Source organism: Microbacterium sp. SLBN-154 (assembly GCF_006715565.1).
GTDB lineage: Bacteria > Actinomycetota > Actinomycetes > Actinomycetales > Microbacteriaceae > Microbacterium.
In genome coordinates this window covers 1,507,468-1,533,873 of record NZ_VFNL01000001.1, presented here as the reverse complement: position 1 = coordinate 1,533,873, position 26,406 = coordinate 1,507,468, and the positions used below count along the sequence as shown (strand labels likewise).

Below are 26,406 nucleotides of genomic sequence, written 5' to 3'. Positions count from 1 at the left end.
TCACTGTAGTCATGCCCTCCGACGGCTCGGCGACCACGTCTCCCCCGCGCGCCGCGACGGACCCCCGAAGCGCCGGGCCCGCCCGTCCGCAGATCGTGGAGATCGACCAGGACGAGATCCTCACCGGCGAAGCCGTCGCCCTCGACGTGCAGCCGATCGGCTTCTTCCTGCGCGCCCTCGGCACGCTGATCGACGTCCTCATCGGGGCGGCGATCCTCATCCTGTTCGCGATCGCCGCCGGTTGGCTCACCGCCTCCGGCGCCCTCGACCCGGTCGTGACCCCGATCCTCACCATCGCGGTCATCGTGCTCGTGCTCGTCGTCCTCCCCACGGTGGTGGAGACCGCCACCCGAGGCCGCAGCGTCGGCAAACTCGCCGTCGGCGGGCGCATCGTCCGCAGCGACGGCGGCGCCTCCGGCTTCCGGCAGGCGTTCATCCGCGCCCTGGTCGGCGTCCTGGAGATCTGGTTCACCGTGGGGGCCCTCGCCGCCATCGTGGGCGCCTTCACCCCGCGCTCGCAGCGACTGGGGGATCTGCTCGCCGGCACCTACGCCGAGCGCACCCGCACTCCGCGCCTCCCCGCCCCGGCCCCGGGCATGCCGCCGGCGCTCGAGGGCTGGGCGACGATCGCGGATGTCGCGCGGCTGCCCGATCCGCTCGCCCGGCGCATCGCGCAGTTCGTCCGCAATGCCGTCAACCTCGAGCCGGCCGCCCGCGCCCGGGTCGCGGTCTCGCTCGCGAACGAGGTGGCCGCGCACGTCTCGCCGCTGCCGCCCACCGACCCCGAGACCCTCCTGCGGGCGGTGGCGAGCATCCGCCGCGACCGCGAATACCGCGCGCTCACCCTGGAGGCGCGGCGAGTGGAGGCCCTCACCTCGGGTGAGACCGCGGCGCCGCGCGGCTTCCCGCAGCGCTGACCCCGGGTCATCCGCCCTGTCGGCTCAGTACCGGTAGTGATCCAGCTTGTACGGGCCCTCCACCGGCACACCGATGTAGGCCGCCTGCGCGGGTGAGAGCTCGGTGAGCTCGACGCCCAGCGCAGAGAGGTGCAGGCGCGCGACCTTCTCATCCAGCGCCTTGGGGAGCACGTAGACACCCGTCGGGTATTCCTCGCGGCGCGTGTACAGCTCCAGCTGGGCGAGCACCTGGTTGGTGAACGACGCGCTCATGACGAAGGAGGGATGCCCCGTGGCGTTGCCCAGGTTCATCAGGCGTCCCTCGCTGAGGACGAGCACGCTCCGACCGTTCGGCAGGCGCCACTCGTGCACCTGCGGCTTGATCTCGACGCGCTCGGCGCCGGCGAGCGACTCCAGGCCCGCCATGTCGATCTCGTCGTCGAAGTGGCCGACGTTCGCCACGATGGCGAGGTGCTTCATGCCCAGAAGGTGCTCGACGGTGACGACGCCGGTGTTCCCGGTGCCCGTCACCACGATGTCGACCTGGTCGAGCACCGACTCCAGCCGCGCCACCTGGAAGCCGTCCATCGCGGCCTGCAGCGCGCAGATCGGGTCGATCTCGCCGACGATCACGCGGGCTCCCTGACCGCGCAGCGCCTCGGCGGCGCCCTTGCCGACATCCCCGTACCCCGCGACGAAGGCGACCTTGCCGCCGATGAGCACGTCGGTGGCGCGGTTCAGCCCGTCGGGCAGCGAGTGGCGGATGCCGTAGACGTTGTCGAACTTCGACTTCGTCACCGAGTCGTTGACGTTGATCGCGGGGAACAGCAGCGTCCCGGCGGCGGCGAGCTCGTAGAGGCGATGCACGCCCGTGGTCGTCTCCTCAGTGACGCCGATGAGGTCGGCGGCCATGCGGGTGAAACGCTGCGGATCGCGGGCGAGGCTCCGGCGAAGCGTCTCGAGCACGATCCGGTACTCCGCCGAAGCCCCCTCGTCGGCATCGGGCACGGCGCCGGCCTTCTCGAACTCGACGCCCTTGTGCACCAGGAGCGTGGCGTCGCCGCCGTCGTCGAGGATGAGGTTCGGCCCCGTTGCGCCCTCGGCCGACCAGTCGAAGATGCGGTCGGTGCACGCCCAGTACTCCTCGAGCGTCTCGCCCTTCCACGCGAACACCGGCACCCCGGCGGGGTGCTCGACCGTGCCGGTCGGGCCGACGACGACCGCGGCGGCGGCCTCATCCTGGGTGGAGAAGATGTTGCAGCTGGCCCAGCGCACCTGGGCGCCGAGAGCCACGAGGGTCTCGATCAGCACCGCGGTCTGCACGGTCATGTGCAGCGATCCGGCGATGCGGGCCCCGCGCAGCGGCTGCGACGGACCGAATTCCTCTCGGAGCGCCATGAGGCCGGGCATCTCGTTCTCGGCGAGGCGGATCTGGTGGCGTCCGGCCGGTGCGAGCGAAAGGTCGGCGACGGAGTAGTCCGTCGAGTGGGCTGCGTCGGCAGTGGCGGCGGCGGAATCGGATGCCGCGGGAGCGGCGGCGACGGTGGGAGTGGCCATTGGCCCATTCTCCCACGCCGTCGCTTCTCCCGGCCGGCCGGCAGCTCAAGGCTGCGCGCGGGGGGGCGTCAGACGCGCAGCGTCTCGTGCCGGACGACGACCCAGCCCTTCGGGACCGACATTCGCTCGGTGTGGATCGCGCAGAGGTCGTGCGCATGGGGATCGCCGGTCCGCCCGAGCGGCCCCAGGGCCGCCATCTGGTCGCCGTAATCGAAGGTCAGTGTCGACGTCGCCTCACGGGCGCAGCCGACCTTGGAGCAGAGTCTGTCGCGCATCGTCCTTCACGCTAGTCACGACCTCGGACAGCGACCGGATGCCGCGCCGTAGGATGAACGCATGGCCTGGCGTCGAGCACGAAGCGCGCAGGCGTACTCCCGCCCCGACCGTCACGGACGACATGGTCGCGAAGGTCGCAGCCCCGTCGTGCGCCCGCCGCTCCCGCCGCTGGACACCCGGGTGGAGAGGTTCGACCTGGCGGTGGGCTCCGTGGCCGAATTCCTCCGCTCCGCGTGGCCCGAGCTGCGCGAGGTGAGCTTCGAGATGGCCGACATGCCTCCCGCGACCGACGCCGACGGCATCCCCCGCTGGGTCGTCTCCCGCGAGCGCAAGCGCATCATCCTCTACCGGATCCCCATCGAACGCCTCGGCCATCTGCACCGCAACGACGATCTGCACCGCCGCATGATGATCGAGAGCTGCGTGTTTCGCGCCGCTGCCGAGTACCTCGACCGTGATCCGTGGGACCTCGGTCCGGAGCGCTTCCGGTTCCTCTGAGCGCGCCCGAACGCCGGATCAGGGGTAGACGACGGTCGGCGGCGCCGCGGCATCCGACGGCCACACCGGGTAGCCGGCGAGAGCGTTGTCGCCGGACAGCGAAAGTCCGGCGTGGACCACGCCGCCCGAGGTCTCGATGACCGAGACGGTGCGGGGTTCGGTCGGCACGACCGCCGACCCGCCCGCGGGCACCTCGACGGTCTGAATCACGGCCCCCTCAAGCGTGGAGACGGTGACGGTCGCCGGCTCTTCCCCGCTGTTGGCGAGCGTCAGCACCGGCGCGGGGCCCGCAGGAGCTGCGATGAGGGACGTCTGGCCGAGGGGCGGGGCCGCGGTGAACCAGGCGAAGTCGCTCCCCTGCACGAACCCGCTGGTATGCCACGCGGCAGCCACCACGGGCGCGTCGGCCTCCACGCGCACCACGTACTCGCCCTCGGTGAGACCGGCCACCTCCGCTTCGAGCGGCACACCCGGTTCGAGAGGCACGACGACAGGCGTTCCGACGCTCGCCCCGGTCGCGGCGTCTGTGGCGGTGACCGTCGCCGAGACCGGACCGGCGGCGCCGGCGGTGGGCGCCATGACACGCACGATCGTCTCGGCCCCCTCCCCGGCAGCTTCGCCCTGCGTCGGGGCGGGCACCGCCACACCGGCGATCACCTGCTCGGTCGAGGGCGCCACGATCGGGCCGATCTGGTCGATGCCCGCCGCCTGAAGGGTGCGGGTGACGCTGGTCTGCAGTGACGCCTGGATCGGGGCCCCGGTGGCGGTGACCCGGATGACCGGACTCTGCTCGCCCAGGAGCAGACCCGCGAGGGGCACAATGCGCTGGGCGCCCGCACGAACCACGATGTCGGCGCCGCCGGCGGGCTGCTGTTCCCCCGACGCACCGAACAGCGTGAGCTGGACGGTCGCGGGGACCGAGCCGGGGTTGGTGAGGATGACGAGGTCGGCGGCCCCGGTCGTTCCCGACCCGCCGACGAGCCACGACTCCGTGAGCGGCGGACGACACGCCGACGCAGCGAACCCGGAGAGATCCGGATCCGACACGGTCGCCGCTCCGGCGGCGGCGAGCGCTGCGGCTTCGCGACCCGCCGGCTCGGCCGTGTACGCCTCGGGCCCGACGGCCTCGGGCACCTCGGTCTCGAGGATGCGAGGCGCCGCGACGGCGTCATCGGGTCGTCCTCCGCTCGTCCCTCCGCTCGTCACCGCGGCGACGGCCGCCTGACTCAGCCCGAGGGCCTCCTCGGCGGTGCGGCCGAGGGCGATCAGGCCACCGGGGCACGCCAGCGTGACGGTGTCGGGTTCGGGGGTGACCGAGAGGGCGAGTGGTGCGCGTTCGACCGTCGGCCAGGGCACGGCCGACAGGGTCACGATGCCGACCACGAATCCGGCCGCGGCCAGGGTGCCAGCCAGCATCCGGGCACTCGCGGCGGCCCAGCGGAATCTGCGGCGATCGCTCATCGCTCCTCCAAAGCGCCTGGCCCGCTCGTGCCGAAGCCGACGATGCGAGGGGTCCGCCGCGCGGCACGCCGCGATGCCCGCGTCGGCACGGCGAGCAGAAGCGCGATCGCGAGCACGGCGAGGTTCGCCCCCAGGATCAGGCGGGAGAGGTCGGCGGCGGACGCGGGCAGATCCGGTCGCGCGGCGACCTCGCCGGTCACGCGCCACAGCTCGCCCTTCGGCGTAGCGCCGGCGTTGTCCAGCCCGTTCCGCTGGTCGAGGGCGAGAACGGCGTCCAGCCGGAACGCGCGAGCGGCGTCCGACTCGGGGATCGCGGCCGGCGCGAGCACGACGAAGCCGATCCCGCGACCGGCGAGCTCGGCGACCGAGCCCTCCCCGGTCGTGGAGATGAGGTCGACCGCCAGGGTCGCGACCGCCGAATCGGCGGACGTGGGGGTGGCTCGTGTGGCCTCCAGGGTGCTCTGCCCGCTGAGCGTCTCGCTCTCACCCCAGACCACCGCCGCAGCCATCCCGCCGCCGTTCTGCGGGGTGAGCACGAGAGTCCCGACGTCGGGGTCATCGCCACCCTCGGCGGCGATGAAGGCGGGGAGGGTGCTGTCGGGTCCGTTGGTGAGTTCCGAGGCACCCCGAGCGAGTGCGGTGAGCTGCGGGACGGCGAGGACGGCGATGGCCAGGCCCGCGGTGAAGGCGACAGCGACCCGCGCACTGCGCATCCGCGGCGCGAAACCGGAGTCCAGGGCGACGAGAGACCCGCCGACCAGGCCGATCCATGCGAGGCTCAGGCCGGGGCCCGGCCACAGCGGCACGCTCTCCCCTTCCCTCACCGAGACCGAGATGCCCACCGCGACGAAGGCGGTGACGATGCCGAGCGCGGTGATGACGAGCAGGCTGATCCCCGTCGCCCAGCGCGGCGTGAGCGGGGCCAGGAGCGCGAGGATCGCGAGCGGGGCGACCAGGAGCGGCACCCACCACACCCAGACTCCATCGAGCATCGTCGCCCATCCCCCGGCGTCGGGCGAGGGAAGACCGGCGATCAGCAGGCTCCGGCCGACCACGTCGGCACCGACCTGCGAACCTGACCACGGCAGACCCGGGTCGGCCACGAGCGCCCACCACTGCCCCGCCATCCCCTGCCACCACACCAGCGGTGCGGCCATGACCACGGTCGGCACGAGCGTCCAGACCAGCTGCGCGGTCCCGCGCCCCGAGCGCGCGACGATGCTCAGCAGCAACGCCAGCACCCACAGCGCGACGAACGCCGGGGCGAGCGAGGGCGCGCAGGCGATCACCGCCGCGAGGAGCAGCGAGGCGACCCCGGCTGCGGCCCACGAGCGGTGGGCGACGGCGCCGGTGTAGAACAGCCACGGCAGAAGGAGGTGGAGGATGACGGCCGCCGGGCGCCCCTCGGTGAGGGCGGCCAGGAACGCCGGGGCGAGCGCCCACAGCGCGCCGCCGAGGAGGCGCAGGCCCGAGCGCTCGGTGACACGGGTGGCGGCGAACCAGCCGCCTGCGGCCGCCAGAGGAAGGGCGAGGACCCACAGCAGCACGAGAGCCCGGGATGGGTCACCCGGCCACAGGCTCCCGATGATCGCAAGGAGCGTGGCGAACGGGTCGGCCGGGCCGACGACGTCGAGGCCGAGCTGACGCCGGCCGAAGGCCGCGTCTGCCCAGAGCTCGGTCAGCGTCGTGCGCAGCGGCAGCAGACCGCCGCCGCCCATCACGGGCCAGGCGAGCAGGGCGGTGAAGGCCGCGACCGACACCACCAGAGCACCGAGCACCAGCCACGCCCCGCCGCCGGTGAAGAAGTGGAGGTCTCGACGGACGAAGACGCCCGCGTCGGTGGCCGCCTCGGCGTCGGCCTCATCGTCGAGGCGCTCCCGCAGCTCGCTCTGGGAGATGCGGAGGGCGGCCAACTGCAGCCAGGACGCCCGGCGAGTGCGACGGATGCGACGGCGGGCGCGCATGACGGGAGGGATGCGGACGAGCGCGACCACCGCCGCCCACCACTCGGGGAGCACCCGTTCGGGCTGTTTGGTGACGAGGTGGGCCGCGGTGCGCCACACCGCGATGGGGAGGATCGTCAGCCAGAGGGCGAAGACCGCGGCGGGGTGGGCGTAGACGAGCCGCCGGTGAAGCTCTGCGGCGCGCGTCGCGAACGCGCGACGGCGGCGCCGGCGCGCCGTGGTCGGCGCGGGAAGGCCGGCGACGCCATCGCCCTCTGTGGCGATGAGCGCGGACGGGACGATCGAGACGCGAGAGCCGGCGAGGCGGGCGCGGATGCCGAGGTCGAGCCCTTCGTCGGCACCGCTGAGCCCGGGGTCCAGGCCCTCGAGCGCCCGCCATGCGTCGGCGCGAACGAGGAGGCCGCGGACGTCGGCGCCCAGCACATCCTGCCGGGCGTCGTGCTGGCCCTGATCGAGCTCGCCATCGGCGAGCCCGACGGTCCGGCCGAGCAGGGTGAGCGTAACCCCGAGCGAGACGATCTCGCTGCGGTCATCCCACCGCACGAGCTTCGGAGCAACGAGCGCCACCGACGGCGCGAGCTCCAGGGCGCCGACGAGCTGTCGTAGCGCGTCGGGCTCGGGCGCGGTGTCCTGAGCGAGAAGCCACACCGCGTCGCCGTCGAGCCGGCGAGAGGCCAGCGCCGTGGCCGCAGCGAACCCCGTCGAGGCCGAGGCGGTGATGACCGACTCGGCGCCGGAGGACGCCGCGATCTCGGACAGCCCGGCGCTCTCGCCGCAGAGCACGATCGTCAGCGCGTCGACGGGGCGGGACTGCTGCCGCAGCGCCGCCAGCGTGCGACGCAGGTGGGGGGCCGCCGTCGTCCGCCCGTCGGGGCGCACGACGAGAAAGGCGTGGACTCTCGCGGGCATGACCTGGTCAGCCTAGGCGCGAAGCCGGCGGGGCCGGGGCGCACGCGCCGCGAAGACGACGAAGGGGACGCCGCAGCATCCCCTCGTTGTCGTCGTCAGCCGGCCCGCCGCTTGAGCTTGCGGCGCTCCCGCTCGCTCAATCCGCCCCAGATGCCGAACCGCTCGTCGTTCTGCAGCGCGTACTCCAGGCATTCGGTGCGAACATCGCACGAGGAGCAGATGCGCTTGGCATCACGGGTCGAGCCGCCCTTCTCGGGGAAGAACGCCTCCGGATCGGTCTGCGAGCACAGCGCGTCGGTCTGCCAGCCGAGCTGGGTCTCTTCGTCTTCGACGACGGGGCGACGAACGCCCGGGACCCCCAGCTGAACCGGATCGACGAACCAATTGTCGGGAACGCCGGAACGGTATTGCGCCGCCATCTCGTTCTCCCACCTGTCACCCACGCCCTGCTGCGTGTACGAGTAATTACACCCGTGTAGTTCGCCGTGGTCAAGTCGCAGATCGTAAACCCTCAACCGGCGGGTGAATCTTCACGACGCGCCGTCGGCGTGTCGCGGTTCCATCACGCCCCTGATGATTCCGGTGAAGATGAGAGAAGTCTCACCTGCCGGGTTCCGCGAGGAAGACACGACCGGTGCCGTGGAGCACGACGGCGCGCTCGTCGGGGGCGACGAGGAGCGCACGACCCGGCCGGAGAGGCACCGCATCGCCGCTGCCGCCGGCAACCGTCACGTCGCCCTCGGTGGCCACAACGAGCGCCGTGCCCGACACCGGCACCTCCACGGCGTTCCCCCGCACCTCAGCCGTGCTCAGCGCGAAGTCGGCGACCGGCACGTCGTAGCGGCCGATCCCTTCGCCGTCGGGGCGGGGCCGCACCACGCGGGCAGGGCCCGGTGCGGTGTCGACGATCGAGAGCAGTTCGTCGACGTCGATGTGCTTGGGCGTCAAGCCGCCGCGCAGCACGTTGTCACTCGCGGCCATGATCTCGACGCCGAGGCCTCGCACGTAGGCGTGCAGCACGCCCGCATCGACGAACAGCCCCTCTCCCCGACGAAGGGTGACGAGGTTCATCAGCAGGGCCACCACGATGCCCGGATCACCGGGGTGATCGGCGATCAGCTGCCGGGCGTTGTCCAGCTCTGCGGCGAACTCCTCCGAGTGCGCCTCCTTCACGGCCCCGAGCAGGGCGTCGAGATCATCGGAGGTCGCCCCGGAGAGCGCCCATGTCAGCGCCTCGCGCAGACCCTCCGACGGATCGGATGCCGCGAGCGCGGCCTGCAGCGGAACGGCGGCGTCGCCCAGCGCCGTCAGCAGCCGCCGGGTCGCGGCGACGTCGCGGAGCCCTGCCATCGCGACGAACTCGTCGGAGACGGCGACGATGAGCTCGGGTTTGTGGTTCAGGTCGCGGTAGGTGCGGTGCGCGGCATCCACCGGGATGCCCGCCTCATCTTCACGCGCGAACCCCTCCTGTGCCTGCGCGATCGTCGGATGCGCCTGGATCGAGAGGGCGGATGCCGCAGCGAGGAGCTTCAGCAGGTACGGAAGCCTCGCCGGGGCTCCGGCCGCGCGGCCCTCCTCGGCCAGCCACTCATCCAACGACCGCCCCCCGACGACCCGTGCCGGAGAGCCCGGGTGGTCGCCGAACCACACCTCCGCCTCGGGGCGGCCCGAGGGCTCGCGTCCTTCGAGCTCGGCCAGGAGGGTGGTCGATCCCCAGGCGTAGTCACGGGGATCGTTCGCGATCGGCACCAGCATGGGTCCAGCCTAGGAGGCCCGCCGCCGGTAGCCTGAATGCACCATGGCCGTCCACACGAAGCATCCGGTCGCGGCACGCCCCGGCCCGCCCGTGCGCGAGAAGACAGGGCACCTGCTCCTGCGCGCATGGTGCATCTTCGTCCTCGCCTCGATGCTCGCCGGTGTCGGCTGGGTCCACGTGCTCGGCGATGCCGGCGCCGGAGTGCTGATGATCTCGGCCGGCGTGCTGTCCCTCACGGCGTGGCTCGCCATCCGCCCGCCGTTCCAGTGGCGGCGACTGCCGTGGTTCGCCGTGGCGTACGTCGCCTGGGCGGCACTGTCGGTGGCGTGGTCGGCGTGGATCGGCGCGACCGTCCTCACCTGGCTCCTGCTTGCGCTCACCACCCTGCAGGGCCTGTTCGTGGGGGCGATGCTGACCTGGCGCGAGATCGTCCGCGCCGTGGCCTCGGCGCTGAAGTGGGTGCTCGGGCTGTCGCTGCTGTTCGAACTCGCGGTGTCGCTCTTCGTGCAGGGACCCCTTCTTCCCGGCTTCGTCCTCCCCGACCCGAATGTCGACTACGACCCCATCGTCTACTGGTCGCGCGACAACCTCTTCGACGGCGGACGCCTCCAGGGCCTCATGGGCAACGCCAACCTCCTCGGCCCCGTGGCCCTCCTCGGCATCATCGTCTTCGCGATCCGCTTCGCCGCCCGCGCCCCGCGTCGGGTGCTGCTCATCGGCTGGATCGCGCTGGCCGCGTTCCTCTACGTGCGGGCCGCGTCGGCCACGGCGTTCCTCGCCGGTGCGCTGGCCCTCATCGTGCTCATCACGGTGCTGCTCATGCGTCGCACCCGCCGGCCCGGCGAGCGCACACGCTGGTACATCGCCTACGCCGTCATCGCGATCGGCGGCGCGGTGTCGCTGTGGGTCTTCCGCGATGCGCTGTTCCGCGCCGTCGGACGCGAGAGCGACCTCACCGGCCGCCAGGGAATCTGGCAGGCGGTGCTCGAGAGGGCGAACGAGCGTCCCCTCGTCGGGTGGGGTTTCGCCACCCCCTGGCTGCCGTCGGAGCCGCTGTTCGACCGGTGGATCGTCGATCACGGCGAGACCGTGATGCAGGCGCACAACATGTGGCTCGACGTGTACCTTCAGCTCGGCATCATCGGCGTGGTCATCTTCGCCGCGGCGCTGCTGGCCTTCATCTGGCGGGCGTGGTTCTTCGCCGTCGACCGCCCGCGTTGGGACCTGCGCGCAGACCGGCCCTACTCCCCCCTCACGCTCCTTCCGACCCTCGTAGGGGCGATCCTCCTCGTGCAGGGGGTCGCCGAGTCCACACCGCTGCTCATGTGGGGCTGGATGTTCCTGGTGATGCTCGGCGGAAAGATCAAGCAGACCCCGCACGTCGGGGTGGGCCCGACAGAGCGTTCGCTCGCCATCGAACGCGGTGAGTTGATGCTCGACACCCTCCGCACCGACAACCCCCGCCCCCGCGGGCGGGTCGCGGCGCCCGCCGGCGCGCCGGCCACCGATGCGGTGACCGACTCCGCGGCGAGCAGGCGTGCACCCGGCACCGCCGCACCGGGCACCGACGCGAAGCCGGCACCGTGACCGCAGCGGAGGCGGGCGCGCCGCACCGCGGGTGGGCGTCGCATCTCCTCGACTCGGCGGCGTTCGCCCGGGCCTATTCCCTCTGTGTCCTCGGCGCGGTGTTCTCGGGGTTCCTGATCGAGCGGATGACCGGGCGCGTGACGTACGTCACGATCCTCACCGTTCTCTGCCTCCTCGGCGGCGCGATGCTCTTCGTCCGCCGCGGGGAGATCTCCCTCCTCCGGCTCGTTCCGACCACCCTCGTGCTCCTCGCGGGCTGGGCCTTCGTCAGCATCTTCTGGAGCTCCGACCCGGCGGGATCGTTCTGGGGGTGGCTGTCCTTCGTCGCCATCGCGTTCCTCGCCGTCACGCTGGGCCATGTCCGCGACACCCTGCAGACCGCCCGGGCTCTCGGCGACGTGCTCCGTGTGCTGCTGACGGTGTCACTCGGAGTGGAGATCCTCAGCGGCATCCTTCTGGACACCCCGTTCCGCTTCCTCGGCGTCCAGGGAAACATCGCCCAGCTCGGGCCTATCCAGGGCATCTTCGGCACCCGCAACGTACTCGGATTCGTCGCGGTACTCGCCCTCATCACCTTCCTCATCGAGTACCGCACGCAGTCGGTCAGGCCCGGCACGTCGCTGTACTCCGTCATCCTTGCGGGGTCCCTGGCGGCGCTCAGCGACTCCCCCACCGTGCTCGTCCTGGCCGTCGGGGTGGGGCTTGCCACCGCCGCGCTCGCACTCGTGCGCCACACCGCCCCCGCCCGCCGCGGGGCGGTGCAGGGGGCGCTCGGCGCCCTCGTCGTCATCGGCATCGGCGTCGGGTACGTCGCCCGGCAGCCGATCGTCACGTTTCTCGGCGCCGGTACGGATTTCTCCATCCGGGTCGAACTGTGGAACCGGATGGTCGACCTGATGCGCTTCCGTCCCGTCCAGGGGCAGGGCTGGTACGGGCCGTGGGATGTCGACGAGTGGCCCTTCAACGCGCTCAACGCCCTGACGCGCACGAACCACGCCACGGGGCTCAACGCCTACCTCGACGTGCTGCTGCAGATCGGGTGGGTCGGACTTCTGCTGTTCCTCGCGTTCTGCACCACCGCCCTCGTGCGCGCGTGGCTCGACGCCAGCGAGCGCCGGTCGGTGATCTACGCGTGGACGCCCTTGATCCTCGTGGCGCTGCTGATCGACTCGCTGTTCGAGAGCTTCACCCTCTTCGGGATCGGATGGCTCATGCTCGTCCTGTGCGCCGTGCGCGCCGGACATTCCCGCTCGTGGCGCGAACGTCTGGGCACCCCCGACGACGTCGGCCCGGCGCTGCCGATCTTCGACGTGCCGCGGTAGCGGGGCGTTCACCCTGTGTTCGGATGCGCCGCTGTTAGAATCCTCGCGCCATGACACTCGCCGACGCACGCCCGGAACAGACCGTGACCGAAGAGTTCTCCCCGGCGACGGCGACGATCGCCATCGTGACCTTCAACCGGTCCGGGCTCCTCTCCCGGCTCCTCGGGAGCATCGAGCGGATGGACCCGAAGCCCGGCCACGTCGTGATCGTCGACAACGCATCGACCGATGACACCGGCGACGTCGTCGAATCGTTCCGCGAGCGCCTCGGCACCCAGCTCGTGTACCGCCGAATGGACACCAACACCGGCGGATCCGGCGGCTTCAGCGAGGGGATGCGGGTCGCCTACGACCTCGGCTCGACCTGGATCTGGCTGATGGACGACGACGTCGAGGTCATCCCCGACGGCCTGGCGAAGATGGGCAGATGGGCGCCGCGATTCAAGAGCATCCAGGGCCGCCGATACGACTACGACGGCAGCGAGTTCTATTGGCAGTACCGGATCGCCGAGCCGCTCGGCATCCCGATCCCCTTCGCTCCCGCGAGCTTCGACGCTTCCGGATTCAAGGAGATGAACTCGGGATGCTTCGAGGGGATGTTCATCCACCGCGACATCGTCACCGAGATCGGCCTTCCCGACCCCCGCTTCTTCATCTACTGGGACGACCAGGTCTACGGGTGGCTGGCATCGCGGAAGACCACCTCGGTGATCGTCGACGAGTTCGTCCTGCGGCGGACGCGCGAGATCAAGCAGTGGGACATGGGCATCCGCCACATGAACGCCTCGAGCAACGCCTACCGGTACTACATCATGCGCAACCGGGCCCACATCAAGCGCTACTACCGCTCCCTCGGCGTGTACAACCCGACGCTCTTCGGGCTCGGCACGGCGCTCACGTTCGGCAAGGAGCTGATCCGGCTGCTCTTCGTGGAGCGGACGGTGCGCGGCACCTCGCACCTGTTCCGCGGGCTCCGCGACGGTCGGAAGATCGCGAACGACCGCTCGTGGTCGCCGATGCCGCCGCTGTCCGCACCCGCCGCCCCCGGTCGCTGACCGAGCGCAGCGCGCCGGTCGTTGAGCGAGCGCAGCACCCCGGTCGTTGAGCGAGCGCAGCGAGTCGAAACGCGTCACCCACCGTTGTAGTCGGCGTTGTACCGGTCGAGCACCTCGTGGATCGACGCATCCATCGACAGCCGCCCTTTGTCGAGATAGAGCCCCCGCTCACAGAAACGCCGAAGATCGCGTTCGCTGTGCGAGACGAAGAACAGCGTCCGACCGTCGGCCAGGAGCTCGTCGATCCGCGTGTAGCACTTCTCCCGGAACGCCCTGTCGCCGACCGCGAGCACCTCGTCGACGAGCAGGATCGGTTCCTCCAGCTGCGAGACCACGCTGAAGGCCAAGCGCACCTTCATCCCGTTGCTCAGGTGCTTGTAGGGGGTGTCGACGAAGTCGTCGAGCTCGGCGAAGTCGATGATGCCGTCGAAGCGGCGCGAGACCTCGGCCCGCGGCATCCCGTGCAGTCCAGAGGTCAGGCGCACGTTCTCGCGAACCGTCAGGTCACCGACGAAACCGCCCGTGATCTCGATCAGCGGAGCGACTCCCCCGTTCACCCGCACCGACCCCTCGTCGGGAAGAAGGACGCCTGCGACGAGCTTGAGGAGCGTGGACTTGCCCTGTCCGTTTCGGCCCACCACACCGATCGACTCTCCGGGCGCGACGGTGAAGCTGACGTCCCGCAGCGCCCAGAATTCGCCGGGCCGCGAGCGCCGATGGGAATCTGCGAACAAGTCCTTGAAGCTGCGCCGCCCACGGCGGTTCCGACGGAACCGGACCCCGAGATCGTCCACCTCGATCGCGTGCGTCATCACAGCTCCTTCAACACGGGGCGCTCGAGGCTGCGGAACACGAAGAGCCCCAGGACGAGGAAGCCGACGCTCATCGTCACCCCGACGACGACCGAGAGGGTGTCCCACACCTCGGGGAAGAAACCGACCCGGTAGAGCGTGAAGATGCCCGACAGCGGGTTGAACGCGGCGAGCTGGGGGAAGATCCCCGGCAGGTCGGAGACGGAGTAGATGATCGGCGAGGCGTAGAAGAGCACGCGGAGGATGAGCTTCGTCGTGCGCTCGAGGTCGGAGTAGAGAACGCACAGCGGAGCAACGATGAGGCCCAGTCCGACGAGGAGCATCGTCTGCAGCAGGATGGCGACGGGGAAGAGGAGAAGGCCCCAGTTCATCTCGACCGGCGTAGCGCTGGTGAACGCTGCGACGACCACGAATCCGACGAGCACCGGCAGTGAGCAGAGGAACTCGACGCCCTTGCTGAGCACGATGCGGTTGACCCAGATCGAGCGCGGGATAGCTGTCGACCGGACCAGCCGCGCGTCTTTATTGAACGCACGGGTGAAGTCCGACACGGCCGCGTTGAACCAGACCCACGGCAGGAGCGCGGTGATGAGGAAGACGATGTACGGCTCATGCCCGACCGTTCGCTGGAAGACCTGCGTGAACACGAACCAGTAGATGAGGCTCATCACCAGCGGGTCGAGGACCGACCACAGGTATCCGAGAGCGCTGGTCGCGTACCGGACCCTGAGGTCGCGCGCCGAGAGCAGCCACAGCGAGTGGAGGTAGCGACGCGGGGACCCGGGGGCACCGACGGTCGCTGTGGTCACGGAATGAGTCTATGGGCGCATCCGGGATGGATTCCGCCGCGCCTCAAGGAGCCTCGCCGCCGACCCACGGGGCGTCGTCGATGACTGCGGCGATTTCGGGGGCAAGCATCCGCACGTACTGCAGGTTGAGATGATCTGCGTCAAAGTAGACCGGGATACCGCCGATCACCCCATAACAGAGCGTCGCGTCGCAGAAGCGGTCAGTCAGGTCGACGAGGTCCAGCGATGGGCTGTCCATCCGCTCACCCGCGATTGCCACCGGATCGGCGGGCTGCGCATCGACGCGCAGGCGTGCACACTCAATCGGCGCGTCCCGATTCAGGACGACGCAATCCGGACTGCGCACCTCGCCGTTGAAGGGCGGATCCGCCAGAGCGACGACGTGCACGCCCGCGTCGATCCACCGCTCCCAATCGCGCTGCAGGCCATCCGCGAATTGGTCCGTCACAGGTCGGCCCGAGCCGTCGTCCACGAGGTGCAGGCGCGCAGCCATGGATGTGAAGACCGCGTCCGGTGTCGCAGCCGCGATCTCGTCCGATACGTCGCGGGCCCACTGTCGGCACTGGTCGATGTCGACCGTAGACCACGGGATGCGAAATCCGATAAACGCGACATCCGCGGGCGGACACCCGCCGCGGTAACTGACTGTGACGTCCCAGCGGCGCTCGCGGGCAAGATCGAACACCGCACCCTGCCACTGCTGCGCATGGGAATCGCCGACCAGCCAGACCCGCGCCGTGGGATCGCCGCCGGAGAAGTCACATTGGGTCGTCGAGAGTGGACCCCGGGTGGTCTCTTCACACTCCGAGGGCGTGTAGAAGTACTCGTTCGCTCGGGTCATCACGACCGATGTCGTCGCCGGTCCGAACGGGTCGTCGCATTCGATTTCCGGTGCCAGCGCCGCGGGGCCGACGCATGACCCGAAGGGCAACGGAGCCGTCGGATCATCAGCCGCTGCACGCGCCTGGAAACCGAGCAGCAGGCCGGCCGAGACGATCACCCCGACTGCGACGCCTCCGGCCATGGCGAGCACGGAGCGACGCACCGAGCCCGTCCACCAGCGCCAGCGCTGACCGGGGTCTTCGACCAGCACCTTCGTGATCCAGGCCAGCACGAGCGCCACCGCAAGGATGCCCAGGCGCACCAGGGCGTTGAGCTCCCCGAGTATCACGAAGGGCGCCACGACGATCAGCGGCCAGTGCCACAGGTACAGCGAGTACGAGATCTCGCCCACCCACTGCACGGGGCGGCTCGCCGTCAGGGGTGTATGCCAGAGCCGCGGATGACCGGTGCCGGCAGCGATGACCGCCGCGGTTCCCGCGACGGGGAGGAGGGCGGCCCACCCCGGGAAAGCAGTGTCGGGTCCGTACAGGAGAATCGCGATCAGGATCATCGCGAGTCCAGCGGCGGAGATCGCGCCCGCGAGCGCACGAGGCATGCGCCACCTCCCCGCGAGGAGTGCCACGAGACCGCCGGCGACGAACTCCCACATCCGGCCGTAGGTGACGAAGTAGGCCTGAGCCGGCCACACCTCGGTGACGATGATGCTCGCTGCCAGCGAGGTGATGCCGACGCTGACCAGCATGATGCCGACCCCGTGCCGCGAGCCGCGCACGAATCGCACCCCGAATGCCGCCGCAGCCACGACGAGGACGGGCCAGACGAAGTAGAACTGCTCCTCCACCGACAGCGACCAGTAGTGCTGCGCCACGGTGGCGCTGTCGTTGAGCGCGGAGTAGTCCGTGGCCATCGCGGTGAGGTACCAGTTCTCAACGTACAGCGCACTCGCTGCCACTTCGAAGGCGCTCCGCTCCCATTGAGGGTAAGGCAGGAAGGCAGCTACCAGTACTGCCGACACGACGAGGACGAGAAGTGCGGCGGGGAGGAGCCGCCGGATCCGGCGGGCGTAGAACGCACCGAGTCGGATGCGCCGGGTCGCGGTCACCTCGCGGAGCAGGTGACTGGTGATCAGAAAGCCGGATATCACGAAGAAGACGTCCACGCCGACGTAACCGCCGCCGATCGCCCCGGGCCACAGGTGGTTCAGCACAACGGCGCCGATCGCCAGAGCGCGCAGCGCCTGCACGTCGCTGCGGAAGCGCCGCTCGGACGCGGGGCGCGCGGCGGTCCGCGCGGTTCCGGACGTCGTGGTCTCGGCCGTCACGCGCTCAGCCATTGTCGCCGGCGTTTGCGGGCGCACAGGTCGTGGGCCGACGGCAGCCGGAGGGAGTACAGATCGGGTCGGGACAAGCGCGCGGCGCCGACGGCGGCTGTGTTCACGGAGACGAGTTTATGGGCGGCGCGCCGACTCAGATGCCGGAGCGCTCCAGCACCGGACGGATCGTCTCCTCTAGCGCTGGAGCGATCGTTTCGGCATAGGTCTGTCCGATGTGACCATGGTCGATGTAGACCGCCACGCCACCGATCACCGGCAGACAGACTCCCTCTGGGCACAGGTAGGGCGTGAGGTCGACAACGGTCACGCCACCTGAGTGGAGGCGTTCTGCAGGGTTCTCTTCCGCCAGGACACTCCGGGCGTCTCGTCGGCACTCGTCCGCGTCCGGACCGTTCAGCTCCACGCACGCGAACATGTCCTGTGAGAAGCGTGGATTATCGCGGACCAGGACCACCTCGGAACCGTTGTCGACGATCGGCTGAACGTAGTCGTCGAGTCCACGAAGAACTCGCTCGGCATCGGTCTCGGGCTCGGTCTTGGTCCCCATCATGAAGACGAGGTCCGGCTCATGGGCAAGTGCGTAGTCGAGCGCCGCCTCGCGCCAGAGCTCACACTCGGAGCGATCGCCGAGGACCGGCTCGCCTGCTGCGAAGGAGCAGCCGCCTTTGAGAAGCGCGACGACGTTCCAGTCTCTCTCGTCTGCAAGCGGCACCAGCGAGCCCGCCCACTGCTGCGCGTGCGAGTCACCGATGACGAACACCGTACCGGTGGATCGCCACTCGACCGTCTGCTCCCGACATGTCTCGACCAGGATCTCTTCGCTGGGGCGACGGTCTCCCGTGCACTCGCCATCGAGGGTCACCCAATCCGTCGACACCGCTGACCCCGCCGGGACAATGCTCTCTTCGTCGACCTCGAGATTTGCCCCGCCAGGCATCAGGACGCGGGCGCCGGGATGATCGCCCACGGGAAGCGCGGCCACGCGCCGCTCCTCCGCCGATTGCCACGTCACGAGCGGCACGGTTACGAGGAGAACGCTAACGAGAATCGTGAGCGAGGAGCGCAACAGGCCGTCGCCGTTCAACCTCCGCAGCGGCCACTCGACGCCGTAGGTGACGACGACGGCGACCGCCAGAGAAAGCCCGACAACCGCGGTTCCCGATAGGAGATCCAGCGTGACGTCTTGGGTAACCAGGATCCACGTCACCAGAATCGGCCAGTGCACCAAGTACAGGGCGTAGGAGATCGCGCTCAGTCGCCGGAGAGGCCAGGAGGAGAGCAAACGCGTGGGCCCTCCTGCGGGGCTTGCGGTGCCCGCGACGATCACAGCGGCCGCGCTCAACGTCGGCCAGAGCGCGAGGTAGCCGGGAAAGCCGCCCTGCACATCCAGCAGCGCGCCGCACAACACCAGCCCGATGATGCCGAGCCAACCGATGAACACGGCGGGCCACCGAGGGAGACGGAGCCGTGCAACCACGAGCGCGAGAAGGGATCCGAGGGCGAACTCCCACAGACGCGCAAAGGTGTCGAAGTAGGCCGCCTGCTGATCAGCCGCAGTGAAGGAGATCGAGTAGGTGAGCGACCCGATGAACACCGAGACAAACAAGACGCTCAGCGCGCGCGTCACGGACATCGACACGGCACGCCCGAGCGCCACGGCGAAGACCATGAGCAGAGGCCAGAGGAGGAACACCTGCCCCTGGATCGAGAGTGACCAGAAATGCTGGAGCGGGCTGAGCGTCTCCCTGTCGTAGTAGTCCGCGGCGGAGGCGACGAGCTCCCAGTTCTGGAAGTAGAACAGGGAGGCCCAGCTCTGGCTCCAGATCTCCGGCCAGGAGGAAGGAGGGAACACGACGGAAGCCGTGATGAGGATTCCGCCGATGGTCACCACCGCAGCAGGAAGAAGGCGGGCGAAGCGGCGAAGCCAGTAAGCGAGGACGGGTTCGGTCGATCGCGTCTCTGCGCGGCGAGCAAACGAGGCCGTCATGAAGAACGCCGAGATCATCAGGAAGACGTCGACGCCACCTGAGACTCTCCCGAACCAGACGTGGTAGGCCACGACCAATGCGATCGCCAGCGCGCGGAGCCCATCGATGTCCGCCCGGTAGGGGCTCTTCGGCGCGCGTGCTTCCAAGAGCACTGTCGGGCTGCGCTCGAGAACGGTCATCGAATCACGCGAGCTGGTTGTTCCACATCGACAGCGCCGACCCGATTGCCATGTGCATATCGAGGTACTGGTAGGTGCCGAGGCGGCCGCCGAACAGTACGTCCTTCTCACCCTTGGCCAACTCCCGATAGGCCAGGACGCCGGCGCGGTCTTCGGGGGTGTTGACCGGGTAATAGGGCTCATCATCACGCGTAGCGAATCGGGAGAACTCTCGCATGATGACGGTCTTGTCGGTCGGGTAGCGATCTGCACGCTCGGGGTGGAAGTGCTTGAACTCATGGATGCGCGTGTAGGGGACGTCGGCATCGGCGTAGTTCATCACTGAGGTGCCTTGGAAATCGCCCACGTCCAGCACCGTCTCCTCGAAGTCCAGCGTGCGCCAGGAGAGGGCGCCCTCTGCGTAGTCGAAGTAGCGGTCCACCGGGCCGGTATAGACCACCGGCAGCTGGCCGACGACAGCCTTCTTGTGCAGCGGCTGCGACTCGTCGAAGAAGTCGGTGTCCAGACGCACCTCGATGTTCGGGTGGTCGGCCATGCGCTCCAACCACGAGGTGTACCCGTCGGTCGGCAGGCCCTCCCACGTGTCGTTGAAGTACCGGTTGTCGTAGGTGTATCGCACCGGAAGTCGGCTGATGATCTCCGCCGGGAGCTCCGTCGGGTCGGTCTGCCACTGCTTGGCGGTGTAGTCGCGGATGAACGCCTCGTAGAGCGGCCGGCCGATGAGGGCGATGGCCTTCTCCTCGAGGTTGCGTGCCTCTTTGACATCGAATTCGCCCGCGAGCTCGTGGATGAGCGCCCGCGCCTGGTCGGGCGAGTACGCCGCACTGAAGAACTGATTGATGGTGCCCAGGTTGATCGGCAGCGGATAGACCACACCGCGATGGTTGGTGTAGACGCGGTGCGCGTAGTCGGTGAAAGTGGTGAAGCGGTTAACGTACTCCCACACGCCCGGGTTGGAGGTGTGGAAGAGATGGGCACCGTAGCGGTGGACCTCGATGCCGGTCTGCGGCTCGTCCTCGCTGTAGGCGTTGCCGCCGATGTGATGACGGCGGTCGATGACCGTGACCTTGCGACCAGCCGCCGCGGCGCGTTCTGCGATCGTGAGGCCGAAGAATCCGGAGCCGACGATGAGAAGATCCATACGTGGGGACGCTTTCGTGGGGACGGGAGGCCCGTTCGGGCACGCACTGCCGGGCGGGGGCACCGGGCACGAGCGGACAGTCTACCCAAGCCGCCTGAGGAGCCCGCCGTATGTGCGGCCGTCGCGCCGCTGACTAGTCGCGAGCCGCCTTCAGGTACTCCAGGAGGGACGCACGACCGTCCGATGGCGCGAAACCCGTCCCGGTGATCCGGGCGAGATCGAGGACGCTGTTCCGTGGGCGCGGCGCGACGGGACCGGTCGCCGTGCCGAAGTAGTCCTCGGTGCTCACTCCGGTCACCCTCGTCGGATCGTTTCCCGTGAACGAGAACACGGCACGGGCGACGTCCGCCCACGACATGACGTCCCCTGACGAGGTGATGTTGTAGGTACCGGCCGGGGCCTTCGTGTCGAGGAGGTGACGGATGCCGCGGGCGATGTCGGCGGCGAAGGTGAGCCGCCCGATCTGGTCGTCGACGACCGCGGGGTCGATCCCGCGCTCGGCGAGCGAGGCCATGGTGCGGACGAAGTTCTTCCCCTCGCCGATGACCCACGAGGTGCGGACGATGTAGTGGCGGGGCACGGTGGACACGATTGCGTCGCCCGCGGCCTTGGTCTGGCCGTAGACGCCGAGCGGGCAGATCGGATCGTCCTCCCGGTAGGGGCGGTCGAGCGTTCCGTCGAAGACGTAGTCGCTGGAGATGTGCACAAGGGTGAGGCCGTTCTCGGTCGCGAGCCGCGCCAGCGTGGCGACGCCGGTGACGTTCGCAGCCCACGCGTCGCGGCGGCCGTCGGGGGTCTCGGCGAGGTCGACGGCGGTGTATGCAGCGGCGTTGACGACCGCGCCGTAGTCACGCCAGTGACGCGCAGTTGAGATGCCGGGGTCTGTCAGGTCGAGGTCGGCGCGCGTGGTGAACTCGACGTGGCCGGCGCCGGCGAACTCCTCGCGCAGAGCCGTTCCGAGCTGGCCGGAGGCTCCGACGACGAGGATCTTGCGCGGCGCGATCGGCGTCACGTCGGCGAGGCGCGGATGGGCGATGTCCTTTGCCGAGATCTCCACGTCCGTCAGCGGGATGGGCCAGTCGATGGCGACCGTCTCGTCGGCGAGGTTCAGGAACGAGTACGGCGCGTTCGGCGACCAGTGGTCATTGACGAGGTAGGTGTAGGCGGTGTCGGGTTCGAGCGTCTGATACGAATTCCCTACCCCACGGGGGACGAAGATCGCGCGGGAGGGGTCGAGCTCAGTGGTGAAGACGGCTCCGAAGGTGGGTCCTTCGCGCAGGTCGACCCAGGCGCCGAAGATGCGTCCAGTCGCGACGGAGACCCACTTGTCCCACGGTTCGGCGTGGATGCCGCGTGTGGTGCCCGCGGCGTCGTTGAAGGAGATGTTGTTCTGCACCGGTCCGAAGTCGGGCAGTCCCAGCGTCGTCATCTTCTCGCGCTGCCAGTTCTCCTTGAACCAACCGCGGGAGTCGCCGTGGACGGGGAGTTCGTAGACGACCAGTCCCGGGATGGGAGTTTCGATCGCGGTCAGCTGCTTGCCGAACTCGGTCACTACTGCCCCTTCGATGCGTAGAAGGCCTCTACGCCGTCCTTGGCCGGTGCCCACCAGTCCTCGTTTGCGTGGTACCAGTCGATGGTGGCGCGAAGGCCCGCCTCGAAGTCCTGGTAGCGCGGCTGCCAGCCGAGCTCGGTGCGGAGCTTGGTGGAGTCGATGGCGTAGCGCAGATCGTGACCGGCACGGTCGGTGACGTGGTCGTAAGCGTCGGCGGGCTGTCCCATGAGGGTGAGGATGAGCTCGACGACGGTCTTGTTGTCCTTCTCGCCGTCGGCCCCGATGAGGTAGGTCTCCCCGATCCTGCCGCGCTCGAGGACGGTGAGCACCGCGGAGGAATGGTCGTCTGCGTGGATCCAGTCGCGCACGTTCTCGCCGCGGCCGTAGAGCTTGGGGCGGATACCGCGCAGAACGTTCGTGATCTGCCGCGGGATGAATTTCTCGACGTGCTGGTAGGGACCGTAGTTGTTCGAGCAGTTCGAGATGGTCGCCTGCACGCCGAACGAGCGCACCCATGCCCGCACCAGCAGGTCGCTGCCGGCCTTGGTCGATGAGTAGGGGGAGGAGGGGTTGTACGGGGTCGACTCTGTGAAGCGGGCCGGGTCGTCGAGCTCCAGATCGCCGTACACCTCGTCAGTGGAGATGTGGTGGAAACGCGTGCCGTGACGACGCGCTGCTTCGAGCAGCGTGTAGGTCCCGACGATGTTTGTGTCCAGGAACGGACGCGGGTCGTGCAGCGAGTTGTCGTTATGGGACTCGGCGGCGTAGTGGATGATCGCGTCCACGCCGACCACGAGCGTGTCGACCAACTCGGCGTCGGCGATGTCGCCCTGGACGAAGGTCAGCCGATTCTCGGGAAGGCCCGCCAGAGAGGCGCGGTTGCCGGCGTAGGTGAGCTTGTCGAGCACGGTCACGCGGTGATCGGTGTGCTCGAGCACGTGGTGCACGAAATTGGAGCCGATGAATCCGGCTCCGCCGGTAACGAGCAGGTGAGTCATCAGCGTCCTCTCTCCAGGAGCTCGAGCAGGTACGTGCCGTATCCGGATTTCACGAGCCCCTCGGCGCGCGTGCGCAGCTCCTCGTCCGAAAGGAAGCCCTGCCGCCAGGCGACCTCTTCGGGAACACCGATCCGCATGCCGGTGCGCCGCTCAATCGTGCGGACGTAGTCGGCGGCATCCGTCATCTGATCGAAGGTGCCGGTGTCGAGCCACGCGGTACCGCGCGGCAACACCTGCACCTGCAGCGCACCACGTTCGAGATAGGCGCGGTTGATGTCGGTGATCTCGTACTCGCCGCGCGCACTCGGTTTCAGATCGCGGGAGATCCCGACCACCTCGTTGTCGTAGAAGTAGAGTCCGGGTACCGCATAGTTGCTCTTGGGCTGGGCCGGCTTCTCCTCCAGTGAGACTGCGCGTCCGTCCTCGTCGAACTCGACCACCCCGTAGGCCTGGGGCTCGGCGACCCAGTAGGCGAAGACGGCGCCGCCGTCGATGTCCGTGTAGCGCTTGAGCTGCGTGCCCAGTCCGGGGCCGTACAGCAGGTTGTCCCCAAGGACGAGGGCGACTTTGTCGCCGGCGATGAAGTCCGCTCCGATGGTGAACGCCTGAGCCAGCCCGTCGGGCGAGGGCTGCTGGGCGAAGGTCAGCGAGACGCCGAACTGCGACCCGTCACCCAGGAGCCGCTCGAAGAATGGTGCGTCGTGCGGAGTGGTGATGATGAGGATGTCCCGGATCCCCGCCAACATCAGGGTCGACAACGGGTAATAGACCATCGGCTTGTCGTACACCGGGATCAGCTGCTTCGACACACCCAGGGTGATCGGATGCAGACGCGTGCCGGAGCCGCCGGCGAGGATGATGCCCTTCACACGTCCATCGTGTCACAGCCGCTGAACAGGGCCCGATCAGGAGAGCGGCTGAGACTTTTGCAAAAGCACCGCGTGTCACATCAGTCCCAAAAACCACAGTGGTAATGAAGAGCAACTTCCGCAACAATGTGGAACGTGACTCGACTCAACGGCTGGAAGCTCGGCCGACCGCTTGCGATCCTCACCGCCGCGTCGCTTGCGATGGGTTTGCTGTTCGCATCCCCCGCGGTGGCCATGGATGACGCGCAAGAGGCGAGCCACGCCGCCGGGACGCGGATCGTGCCGGCAGCCGACCTGAGTCAGTTCCGGCCCGGCAACATCATCTCGGACGACCGCTTCTTCGACTCCTCCACGATGACGGAGTCGCAGATCGACGCCTTCCTTCGGCAAAGGGTGAAGTCCTGCCAGTCCGGGTACGTGTGCCTGAAGGACTTCCGCCAGACCACCACGACGAGAGCCGCCGACCGATACTGCGGTGAGTATCGTGGCGAGACATCGGAGACAGCGGCTCGCATCATCGCCAAGGTGGCGCAGGCGTGTGGACTGAATCCCCAGGTCCTGATCGTCACTCTAGAGAAGGAACAGGGTCTCGTGACGCACACGTGGCCATCGGATTGGCGATACACCATCGCCATGGGCCAGGGGTGCCCCGACACCGCGGCGTGCGACACCCGGTACTACGGGTTTTTCAACCAGGTCTATGGTGCGGCGCGACAGTTCCAGATCTACACAGAGGGTCGTTACTTCACCTATTACGCGCCGGGAAAGACCTGGAATGTTCGTTACAGCCCGAACGCCTCGTGCGGGTCTTCTCCAGTCTTCATCGAGAATCAGGCCACGGCGAATCTCTACTACTACACGCCCTATCAGCCCAACGCCGCATCACTACGCGCGGGTTATGGACAGGGCGATGGGTGTTCGACGTACGGCAACCGCAACTTCTATCAGCGCTTCACGGACTGGTTCGGCAGCACGCAGGCCGCGGCTGCCACACTCGTCACGGGCCCCGCTCGCGACCACGCGTACCTGGTCGCCGACGGCCGGAAGCACCCGATCGCCGCGCCGGACGACCTCACTGCATTCTCAGCGAAGTTCGGTCGCCTGCGCGACGTGTCCGCCACCTACCTGGACAGCCTGGCGACGGGACAGGTTGTGTCCCGGTACGTCCACGACTCTCGCACCGGAACGCTGTACCTCATCGACCTCGACGGATCGAAGCACCGCCTCACGTCGGTCGAGCAGGTGGCTCAATTCGGCTACGTCTTCGAGTCGTTTGCAAACCTCGGAGCGCGCGTACTGGACGCTTTTCCCACTGGGGCGGAAGTAGGCAGGTTCTTCCGACCGTCCGGCACGACCGAGACCTACGTGCTCGAGAACAATCAGCGCCGCCATCTCGCCGACCCCGCGGCTTACACCTACGCCGCGCGCGGCCAGAACTCGTACGTCGCGACCATGGATGCCGCAGCCGCCGCGAAGATCCCCCTCGGTCCGACGTACTTTATGCCCAACACCCTCGTGCGCGGCGCCTCGTCTGGAGACGTGCTGCTGACGACTCCCACGGGCACTGTGGTGCATGTGCCGAGCTTCGCGCTCGCCGCCGAGTTCGGCGCGGTGAAGTACACCGTCGTGGCGGATGCGCTCTTGGCGCGGAGCACGCGCGTGGCGGACTCGCTCGGGCCGATCGTTCGCTGCGGCGATGCGGATCTCGTCGCAGCTGACGGAAGGCTGCGTCCGGTCAGCGGCGACACAACGGGGCTCTCGCGCACGAACCTCACGGAAGCCGAGTGCGCTGCGTTCACGCGGGGGTCCGCCGTGGCCGCCCCCCTCTTCGTCCAAGCGAAAAACGGGCCCGACGTCCACGCTGTCGTGAACGGGACACTTCGCCACGTGCGCGACTACGCCATGCTCACGTCGCTCAACGGCTCCCGCCCGCTGACCGTGCTGCGCTGGTCCGCCGACACCATGGCATGGCAGGGCATCGGCGGGCCCGTCCTCATCGAGGGCGAGTTCGTGCAGTTCGCTGGCTCCGGCGAGGTGTATCGCTGGTCGGAGGGAAGCCTGCACCACATCACCGACCTCCCCACGCTGACACGCCTGGGCGGCGGTCGGATCCCGCCCATCACGACGCTCCCCGCGCAGTTCAAGAGCACATACCCGTACGGCGACCCGATCAGCGATCGACCCGCCCTCGCCGAAAGCGCCTTCGTGAGCTTCTCGGACCACCCCGAGGTCTTCAAGGTCGCCGACGGCGAGCTGCGACACGTCGCCGACTACGCCGCACTGATCTACCTCGGCGGGGATCGCATGCCTGCCATCCAGACACTCTCCGGCGCGCTGTGGGGCCAGTACCCCACCGGAAGCGCGATTACCGGTGTGCCAACGATCTCGGACGGCTCGTTCGTCCAGTTCACAGGCGCTGCGGAGGTTCACCGATACGTCTCCGGAGACCTCCGACACGTCACCAGCGTCAACACGTTGGTCTCGCTCGGCGGCGGACGGATCCCGCCGATCCAGCAGCTCCCGGTCGAGGACCGGGCGGCATTCCGGATTGGCGCCCCCCTCCCCTGATCGCCGGGTTCTCGCAGGGAGCCGGACCGGCAG

The 26,406-nt window shown here is 68.9% G+C and carries 20 protein-coding genes; 6 read left to right on the top strand and 14 right to left on the bottom strand.

Translation table 11 applies throughout. The features are described from left to right. Nucleotides 1-11: 11 nt before the first annotated feature. Nucleotides 12-917 carry an RDD family protein gene (locus FBY40_RS07450; protein ID WP_141937661.1) on the top strand — a complete coding sequence of 302 codons (906 nt, stop codon included), beginning with the start codon at nt 12-14 and terminating at the stop codon, nt 915-917. A 24-nt stretch (nt 918-941) separates the two neighbouring features. On the opposite strand, the gene ahcY is transcribed toward FBY40_RS07450, so the two are convergent. Both ahcY and FBY40_RS07440 read right to left on the bottom strand, forming a co-directional pair. Next, entirely contained in the window at nt 942-2,453 is a 1,512-nt protein-coding gene (gene ahcY / locus FBY40_RS07445) for an adenosylhomocysteinase (RefSeq protein WP_141937659.1), read from the bottom strand. Nucleotides 2,454-2,521: 68 nt separating this feature from the next. Then, a complete protein-coding gene (locus FBY40_RS07440; RefSeq protein WP_124292740.1) occupies nt 2,522-2,728 on the bottom strand; it encodes a DUF3499 family protein in 207 nt (68 codons plus the stop codon). A 61-nt stretch (nt 2,729-2,789) separates the two neighbouring features. On the opposite strand from FBY40_RS07440, the gene FBY40_RS07435 reads away from it, so the two are divergent. After that, entirely contained in the window at nt 2,790-3,227 is a 438-nt protein-coding gene (locus FBY40_RS07435) for a metallopeptidase family protein (protein WP_200829947.1), read from the top strand. Nucleotides 3,228-3,245: 18 nt separating this feature from the next. Here FBY40_RS07435 and FBY40_RS07430 read toward each other — a convergent pair whose 3' ends face one another. From FBY40_RS07430 to manA, 4 genes are all read right to left on the bottom strand, one after another. Beyond that, nucleotides 3,246-4,688 carry a DUF5719 family protein gene (locus FBY40_RS07430; protein ID WP_141937657.1) on the bottom strand — a complete coding sequence of 481 codons (1,443 nt, stop codon included), beginning with the start codon at nt 4,686-4,688 and terminating at the stop codon, nt 3,246-3,248. Beyond that, nucleotides 4,685-7,561 carry a glycosyltransferase gene (locus FBY40_RS07425; RefSeq protein ID WP_141937655.1) on the bottom strand — a complete coding sequence of 959 codons (2,877 nt, stop codon included), beginning with the start codon at nt 7,559-7,561 and terminating at the stop codon, nt 4,685-4,687. Before FBY40_RS07425 ends, FBY40_RS07430 begins: the two co-directional genes overlap by 4 nt. Before the next feature lie 95 nt (nt 7,562-7,656). Continuing rightward, the gene (locus FBY40_RS07420; RefSeq protein WP_124294400.1) at nt 7,657-7,980 is read right to left on the bottom strand and encodes a WhiB family transcriptional regulator; all 324 of its coding nucleotides are present in this window, start codon (nt 7,978-7,980) and stop codon (nt 7,657-7,659) included. 181 nt (nt 7,981-8,161) lie between these two features. Continuing rightward, entirely contained in the window at nt 8,162-9,316 is a 1,155-nt protein-coding gene (manA, locus tag FBY40_RS07415) for a mannose-6-phosphate isomerase, class I (protein ID WP_141937653.1), read from the bottom strand. A gap of 43 nt (nt 9,317-9,359) precedes the next feature. Between manA and FBY40_RS07410 the strand changes: the two genes are divergently transcribed. The 3 genes from FBY40_RS07410 to FBY40_RS07400 are packed head-to-tail and all read left to right on the top strand — an operon-like array spanning nt 9,360 to nt 13,281. Next, complete coding sequence (locus tag FBY40_RS07410) at nt 9,360-10,904, top strand: O-antigen ligase family protein (RefSeq protein WP_141937651.1); 1,545 nt, start codon at nt 9,360-9,362, stop codon at nt 10,902-10,904. Then, on the top strand, nt 10,901-12,226 hold the full coding sequence (locus tag FBY40_RS07405) for an O-antigen ligase family protein (RefSeq protein WP_235014679.1): 1,326 nt from the start codon (nt 10,901-10,903) through the stop codon (nt 12,224-12,226). The genes FBY40_RS07410 and FBY40_RS07405 overlap by 4 nt, the downstream gene beginning before the upstream one ends. A 50-nt stretch (nt 12,227-12,276) precedes the next feature. After that, nucleotides 12,277-13,281: a glycosyltransferase gene (locus tag FBY40_RS07400; RefSeq protein ID WP_141937648.1), complete on the top strand. Its 1,005-nt coding sequence runs from the start codon at nt 12,277-12,279 to the stop codon at nt 13,279-13,281. Nucleotides 13,282-13,355: 74 nt separating this feature from the next. Here FBY40_RS07400 and FBY40_RS07395 read toward each other — a convergent pair whose 3' ends face one another. The 8 genes from FBY40_RS07395 to rfbA form a co-directional block, all read right to left on the bottom strand. Further along, nucleotides 13,356-14,093, bottom strand: coding sequence for an ABC transporter ATP-binding protein (locus FBY40_RS07395; protein WP_141937646.1), 738 nt, complete (start codon nt 14,091-14,093; stop codon nt 13,356-13,358). Further along, entirely contained in the window at nt 14,093-14,902 is an 810-nt protein-coding gene (locus FBY40_RS07390; RefSeq protein WP_141937644.1) for an ABC transporter permease, read from the bottom strand. The genes FBY40_RS07395 and FBY40_RS07390 overlap by 1 nt, the downstream gene beginning before the upstream one ends. 43 nt (nt 14,903-14,945) lie before the next feature. Continuing rightward, nucleotides 14,946-17,066, bottom strand: coding sequence for an acyltransferase family protein (locus FBY40_RS07385; protein ID WP_235014678.1), 2,121 nt, complete (start codon nt 17,064-17,066; stop codon nt 14,946-14,948). Nucleotides 17,067-17,211: 145 nt separating this feature from the next. Further along, on the bottom strand, nt 17,212-19,245 hold the full coding sequence (locus FBY40_RS07380) for an acyltransferase family protein (RefSeq protein WP_141937639.1): 2,034 nt from the start codon (nt 19,243-19,245) through the stop codon (nt 17,212-17,214). Between the two features lie 4 nt (nt 19,246-19,249). Further along, nucleotides 19,250-20,386, bottom strand: coding sequence for a UDP-galactopyranose mutase (gene glf, locus FBY40_RS07375; RefSeq protein WP_141937637.1), 1,137 nt, complete (start codon nt 20,384-20,386; stop codon nt 19,250-19,252). Nucleotides 20,387-20,519: 133 nt separating this feature from the next. Beyond that, complete coding sequence (locus FBY40_RS07370; RefSeq protein WP_141937635.1) at nt 20,520-21,938, bottom strand: sugar nucleotide-binding protein; 1,419 nt, start codon at nt 21,936-21,938, stop codon at nt 20,520-20,522. Further along, on the bottom strand, nt 21,938-22,936 hold the full coding sequence (gene rfbB / locus FBY40_RS07365; protein ID WP_141937633.1) for a dTDP-glucose 4,6-dehydratase: 999 nt from the start codon (nt 22,934-22,936) through the stop codon (nt 21,938-21,940). Before rfbB ends, FBY40_RS07370 begins: the two co-directional genes overlap by 1 nt. Next, on the bottom strand, nt 22,936-23,805 hold the full coding sequence (gene rfbA, locus FBY40_RS07360) for a glucose-1-phosphate thymidylyltransferase RfbA (protein WP_141937631.1): 870 nt from the start codon (nt 23,803-23,805) through the stop codon (nt 22,936-22,938). The genes rfbB and rfbA overlap by 1 nt, the downstream gene beginning before the upstream one ends. 135 nt (nt 23,806-23,940) lie before the next feature. Here rfbA and FBY40_RS07355 point away from each other — a divergent pair, with 135 nt between their 5' ends. Beyond that, nucleotides 23,941-26,373, top strand: coding sequence for a hypothetical protein (locus FBY40_RS07355; protein WP_141937629.1), 2,433 nt, complete (start codon nt 23,941-23,943; stop codon nt 26,371-26,373). The last annotated feature ends 33 nt before the right edge of the window (nt 26,374-26,406 follow it).